This is a genomic window from Halanaerobacter jeridensis, assembly GCF_016908315.1.
In the GTDB taxonomy this organism is placed as follows: Bacteria; Bacillota; Halanaerobiia; order Halobacteroidales; family Halobacteroidaceae; genus Halanaerobacter; species Halanaerobacter jeridensis.
Genome location: NZ_JAFBDQ010000005.1, coordinates 250,555 through 257,029 on the forward strand (window position 1 = coordinate 250,555; position 6,475 = coordinate 257,029).

4 protein-coding genes and 3 tRNA genes are annotated in these 6,475 nt (G+C 31.3%); 1 reads left to right on the forward strand and 6 read right to left on the reverse strand.

The features are described 5' to 3' along the window. Nucleotides 1–75 precede the first annotated feature (75 nt). Nucleotides 76–2,451 carry a transglycosylase domain-containing protein gene (locus JOC47_RS06795; RefSeq protein WP_204701301.1) on the forward strand — a complete coding sequence of 792 codons (2,376 nt, stop codon included), beginning with the start codon at nucleotides 76–78 and terminating at the stop codon, nucleotides 2,449–2,451. 39 nt (nucleotides 2,452–2,490) lie between these two features. On the opposite strand, the gene JOC47_RS06800 is transcribed toward JOC47_RS06795, so the two are convergent. The 6 genes from JOC47_RS06800 to JOC47_RS06825 form a co-directional block, all read right to left on the reverse strand. Further along, nucleotides 2,491–4,860, reverse strand: coding sequence for an endonuclease MutS2 (locus JOC47_RS06800; protein WP_204701302.1), 2,370 nt, complete (start codon nucleotides 4,858–4,860; stop codon nucleotides 2,491–2,493). Between the two features lie 229 nt (nucleotides 4,861–5,089). After that, entirely contained in the window at nucleotides 5,090–5,578 is a 489-nt protein-coding gene (locus tag JOC47_RS06805; RefSeq protein ID WP_204701303.1) for a CvpA family protein, read from the reverse strand. Next, the gene (locus JOC47_RS06810; protein ID WP_204701304.1) at nucleotides 5,575–6,000 is read right to left on the reverse strand and encodes a cell division protein ZapA; all 426 of its coding nucleotides are present in this window, start codon (nucleotides 5,998–6,000) and stop codon (nucleotides 5,575–5,577) included. The genes JOC47_RS06805 and JOC47_RS06810 overlap by 4 nt, the downstream gene beginning before the upstream one ends. 145 nt (nucleotides 6,001–6,145) lie before the next feature. Continuing rightward, a tRNA-Gly gene (locus JOC47_RS06815) sits at nucleotides 6,146–6,221 on the reverse strand. A gap of 23 nt (nucleotides 6,222–6,244) precedes the next feature. Then, nucleotides 6,245–6,331, reverse strand: a tRNA-Tyr gene (locus JOC47_RS06820). A 58-nt stretch (nucleotides 6,332–6,389) separates the two neighbouring features. Beyond that, nucleotides 6,390–6,465 (reverse strand) — tRNA-Val (locus JOC47_RS06825). Between the last annotated feature and the right edge of the window lie 10 nt (nucleotides 6,466–6,475).

Consider the following 6,475-nt stretch of genomic DNA (forward strand, 5'->3'; position numbering starts at 1 on the left):
ATAGAAAAGAATCAGGGAAACACTATATATGAATAAAAATTTATGTTATAATAAATTTGTGAAAGGAGGATTTTAATGATAAATTTCAAACAAAAGGCTAGCCAATTAGCTATAATTTCTATTATATTAATTTTTGCAATTGGCCTCGGTAGTGCTATTGGAGTAATTACTTGGGTTATTAATGAAAGCCCAGATATCTCTGATTATGGTCAATGGAAAACAAGTGAAAGTACTATTATATATGCTTCCAATGGCGAACCCTTAACTAAATTATATGAAGAAAATAGAGTCTATGTCAGCTTAGATCAAATACCAACTAACTTACAAAATGCTGTTATCTCAATTGAAGATGCTAGATTCCGCAACCACCATGGTCTAGATTTCAAAGGGATTTTACGAGCAATTTGGGTCGATTTAAAACACATGGCTAAAGTGGAAGGTGCCAGTACAATTACTCAACAACTAGCTAAAAACGCATTATTAACCCATAAAAAATTATTCTCGCGTAAATTACAAGAAATGTATATTGCCCTTCAATTTGAAAGAATGTATACTAAAAATGAAATCTTAGAATTTTATCTCAATGAAATATTCTTAGGCCATAGCGCTTATGGAGTCCAAAGTGCTGCTAAATTTTATTTTAACAAAGATGTAGAGAACTTAACCTTATCTGAAAGCGCTCTAATAGCGGCTTTAATTAAAGCACCAAATGCTTATTCTCCCTATCGCAATAAAGATACAGTAAGGTCAAGAAGAAATATTGTTTTAAACAAAATGGCAGAACAAGATTATATTACAGAAAAACAAGCTCAAAAAGCAAAACAACAAGCCATTAAATTAGAAAGACCAACTGAAGATAATGAAAAATTAGCTCCTTATTTTGTTAATCATATTAGAAAAAAACTGATTGATAAATTTGGAGCACAAAGAGTTTATACGGGGGGGCTAGAAGTTCATACCACCCTTGATATTAAGATGCAAAAACAAGCTAATGCTTCAATTGAAAATGCTCTTAAAACTGGATATATACCAACTATTTCTAGAAAAGTAGGTCAAGGCGATAAACAACCTCAATTAAGTTTAATTACAGTCAACCCTAATAATGGTCATATTAAAGCTATGGTTGGAGGGCGTGGCAATGATAAGTTTAATCGAGTAACCCAAGCTTATCGACAACCAGGGTCATCTTTTAAACCCTTTGTTTATACTACAGCAGTTGAGCAAGGGATGGGAACTGGTAGTGTAATCGATGATAGTTTAAAAAAATACAAAACTGAGTTGAATGGTGATAAAACTTGGATGCCGAAAAACTATAACGAAAAATATTTAGGACCAACTACTTTAAGAATCGGTCTAGCTAAATCAGTTAATGTTATGGCAGTTAAATTATTAGATGAAGTTGGGGTTTCTGAAACTATAAGTACCACTCAAGACTTAGGAATTAATAGTATTGTAGAAAAAGATAGAAATCTTGCATTAGCATTAGGAGGTTTAACAAAAGGAGTCACTCCATTACAAATGACTCAAGCGTATAGCGTTTTTGCTACCGGTGGAATTAAAACTAATCCAATTGCTATCACTAAAGTATATGATAATTATGGAACTTTAATATGGAATCATGAAGCTGAAAATGAGACTAAAAAGAAAGTTGTCTTAGATGAAGGAGTAGCCTATCTTGTTACAGATATGCTTAAATCTGCAGTAGCAAGAGGCCCTTTAGTATGGGGAACTGGTTGGCGAGCAAAATTAAATCGTCCCGCCGCTGGTAAAACAGGAACTACTTCCAACTATACAGATGCATGGTTTGTTGGTTTTACCCCTAAATTAGTTACTAGTATTTGGATTGGAGAAGATCAACCGCGCAAAATGGAATATCCTAAAAGAAATAATGAAGGAGAAATAATTAAAAAGGAAAATGGAGATAAAGTTATCCAAACTATTTCTAGTGGTGAAGCAGCTAAACTTTGGGGAGATTATATGCGAGAAGTAGTCAAAAACAGACCAATTGAAGATTTTTCTAAACCTAATAATGTAATCACCAAAGAAATCTGTATTGAGAGTGGTAAGATCCCAAATCAACATTGTCCAGCTCAAGCACATCGCGAAGAATTATTTCTAAAAAATAGTGCACCACAAGAAAAATGTTCAATTCACAAAGAAACTAAAGAAGCTAGAATTGATACTTCAACAGGAAAATTAGCAACTAAATATTGTCCGGTTAGCAAAGTCAAAAAAGTTGAATATCAAGTTGAAACTGGAATTTTGGTAGATGATAATGGAGTACCTATTAAAAAAACAGAAGAAGATTCTAAAGCACCACTAACTGATGAAGAAGGAAACTACATTTATGAGAAAGTTCCAACAGACACTTGTAAAGAACACACTCCAAAGGAAAGAGAAAAAAAGATCAAGGATAGAATTCTAGAATTTTTCAACATTCTCAATAAATAAAAAGATGAAAAAAGCGGGGTTGACCCGCTTTTTTATATTTTAAGCTTCTAATTTAGCGATTGTAACACCACTACCACCCTCTTTAGGCTTTCCTAATCTATAATTTTTAATACTAGGATAATTATCTAATGTCTCATCTACTACCTCACGTAAAACTCCTGTACCTTTACCATGCACAATCTCTACTTGATTTAAGTTACTTAACATCACATCATCTAAATATTTAAGTAGTTTATCTTTAGCATCTACAGCTCGCATCCCTCTTAAATCTAATTTAGAAGAAATATTTTTAGCTTTTTGCTGTTTAACTCTACTAATATTCACCTTTCCTTTAGGAGTACTAGACTCTTCTTTTTCTACTTTTTCTAATTCTTTTAAATCAACTGTAACTTTCATAATTCCAGATTGAACTACAGCTTCTTCTTTATCTTGATTTAAGCTAACTACTTTCCCATTTTTGTTAACATTTTTTATCTTAACTTGGTCTCCCTCTTCAAGATCTGGGATCTCTTGCTCCTGTTGATTCTCAGCAGTTAATTGATTTCGTTCAGATTTAATATCTTTTCTCTCTTCACGCAAACCACTGCGCGCTTCTTGAATTTCCCTATCACTTAACCTCTGTTTTTCTTTTAAATCAGAAATTATATTTTCTGCTCTATCTTTAGCACGCTTAATTATTTTATCCGCTTCCCGATATGCTTCTTTCAATTCTCTATTTTTTCGTTCTTCTAATTTCTTTAATTTTTCCTCATACTCTTCTCTCATCTCTTTAGCTTGCTGATAATCTTCTGTAGCTTCTTCTTTTTTACTTTGATATTCTTTTTTATCTTCTTCAATTTCCTTTATAATATCATCTATCTCTATATCTTCTTGATCTAAAAAATCTTCTGCTGAGCTTATTATCTCATCTTTCAATCCTAAACGATTAGCAATTTGAAAGGCATTACTACGTCCTGGAAGACCCATCTGCAAATTATAAGTTGGTTTTAATGTTTCAACATCAAACTCTACTGAAGCATTTTCCACCCCAGAATTATTATAGGCATAAGTTTTTAACTGGCTATAATGAGTAGTGATAACCGTCTTAACATTTCTTGTATGCAAATAATCTAAAATAGCCATACCTAAAGCAGCACCTTCAGTAGGATCCGTACCTGCTCCTAATTCATCTAATAAGACTAAAGCAGTATCATCAGCCTCTTCAATTATCTTAATGATCTGATTCATATGTGAAGAGAAGGTACTTAAATTTTGTTTAATACTTTGTTCATCACCAATATCACCATAAATTTGATGATAGATACCAACCTCGGAACCAGATAAAGCAGGAATATGAAGACCAGCTTGAGCCATTAAAGTTAATAATCCAATTGTTTTTAATGTAACTGTTTTACCACCAGTATTTGGCCCAGTAATCACTAAAGTATCAAATTCATCTCCTAATTCTACATCAATTGGTACTACGTCACCAGTTAATAGCGGATGACGCGCTTTAAATAACTTTGTTTTTTGCTCTTCATTTAATAATGGCTCTGAACCATCGATATTCAAACTATAGCGGGCTTTAGCAATAATAAAATCAAGAGCCGTTAATAATTTTAAAGTGATTTTAATATCATCTGTTTCTGCTTGGACTAAAAAAGTTAATTCTTGCAAAATCCTTTGAATCTCTTGTTCTTCTTCTGCTTCTAATTGTTTTAATTTATTATTAATTTTAACCACTGAATTAGGCTCTATAAATACCGTTTGCCCACTAGAAGATTGATCATGGACTAATCCATTGATTTCTCCTTGATGCTCTACCTTAACAGGAATCACATATCTCCCATCTCTAATAGTAACTACTGCTTCTTGAATATACTTTTGCATACTACTAGAATGAATGATCGAATTTAATTTATCTCGAATACTATCTTTAGCATTTTGTATTTTTCTTCTAATTCTTCGTAACTTAGAACTAGCAGAACTCTTTACTTCTCCTTGATTATCAATAGCTTTTCTAATTTCCTTAGTTAATGGCCTGAAATTACCAATCTTAGCAGCAATTTTCATTAGTTTTTTATAATTATCATCTTCATCTTCTAGATTAGAAAAATAACTACTTATATCATGACCAACTTCTAAAGTAGTTGTAATATCTAATAACTCTTCCCCATCTATAATCATACTTTTCTCTGCTTTTTCTAAACTAGGCCTAATATCTTTGACTCCTGATATGGGAGGAGTATTCTCTCTAATTAAAATTTTCTTAGCCTGCGTTACCTCTTTTTGACGTTCCTTAATATAATCTATCTCAATACTTGGTTCTAAATTTTCTATCAAATTTTCTGTTAATTTTGACGTAATATAACTACGTAAGTCTTTCTTTATTTCCGAAAAGTTTAATACATCTAAAGCATGTTGATCCATTACCTAAATAAACCTGGTTATAGAATTATTCCTCTTTGTATAAATTCTAAAATATAACCAGGTTTCACACCTCCTTATTTTAATATCTTTCTTTAAATTGCATTTATTATTAATATTTTAAAAATTTAATTTCCTAATATAGCTTTAAATTCATTTAAAGAATAAGTATTAATCATCTTCTCTTTCCTAAAATAAAACTAACATTTAAATTTCCATACTATTTCCCACACTAGTTAATTAAATCTTCAATTCTTTCTGTAAATAATGGATTTAAATTATTTAATAGCATAGAGGCAAAATAAGAATTAGATACTTGTTGCTCTAAAAAATCAATCGGCAAGTTAGATATAATTAATAGAATAATATAAATAATAGCTAATCCCTTAATTATACCAAATATAGTTCCTGCAATATCATCTATTATTGATAAAAAAATCAGGTCAAGAAATTCATCTATTAAATAACCTAAATAATTAATAATTAAACTCACAATAATTAATAATAAACTAAATGCTAAAATTTGACTAACACCCATAGATAGGTCAAATTTAGCACTAATCACTTCAGCAAAAATCTTATACTGCTCGCTAGCAAAATAAATCCCACAAATCATAGCTAACAAAGAAGTGATTTGATTAATTAGTCCTGAACTATAACCGCGATAAGCAAACATAGCTATCACAATTATTATTCCATAATCAACAACATTTAAATTCAATCATCTAATCCTCCCTTTTCTTCAATTAAATCTAAAAACTGATTATACTCATCTTCCATCTCTTGATAATCACTTTTTAATTTTTCATATTTCGTCTTAAGTTCAGAATTCTTATTATCTAATTTTTTATTTCTGTCTTCTAGTCCTTTAATCTCTTGCTTTAAATTCTGTATTTTATCTTGCATATTATATAAATCATCAGCTAAATTCATTAGACCTAGTAAAAATAATCTATTCCTTGGCATAGTTGAACTGTTAGATTTGATTTCAGAAAGATGTTGATCAATAAAAGATGCGATGTTATTAATATATTCCTCAGATTCATCGCTTTTTATTGTATAATATTCCCCTAAAATTTTGACCTTAGCCTTTCCTTTACAGTTTTTATCTTTTTGTTTATTAACTGATTTGTTTTTACTCACTACTATTACCTCCACAGGCAAAATTTATAAAGCATCTTATTTATACTAATTCAATAACTAATGATAAATTCCTGTTTAGATATTAATAAAATTCAAATAATAAAAAAACCTTGCTATCAATCAAGATAACAAGGTTAGATAAATATGGAGCGAAAGACGGGATTCGAACCCGCGACCTTCTCGTTGGCAACGAGACGCTCTACCAGCTGAGCTACTTTCGCACACTCTATAATTTAATTATAAGTGGTGGAGGGGAGAGGATTCGAACCTCTGAAGGCAGCGCCGGCAGATTTACAGTCTGCTCCCTTTGACCAGACTCGGGAACCCCTCCACAATATTTAGTTAACTGTTTTACTGCTTGAACTATCTTACTGTTTAACTATTTTAAATGGTGGGCGAAACAGGGCTCGAACCTGTGACCCCCTGCTTGTAAGGCAGGTGCTCTCCCAACTGAGCTATTCGCCCTTATTTAGTT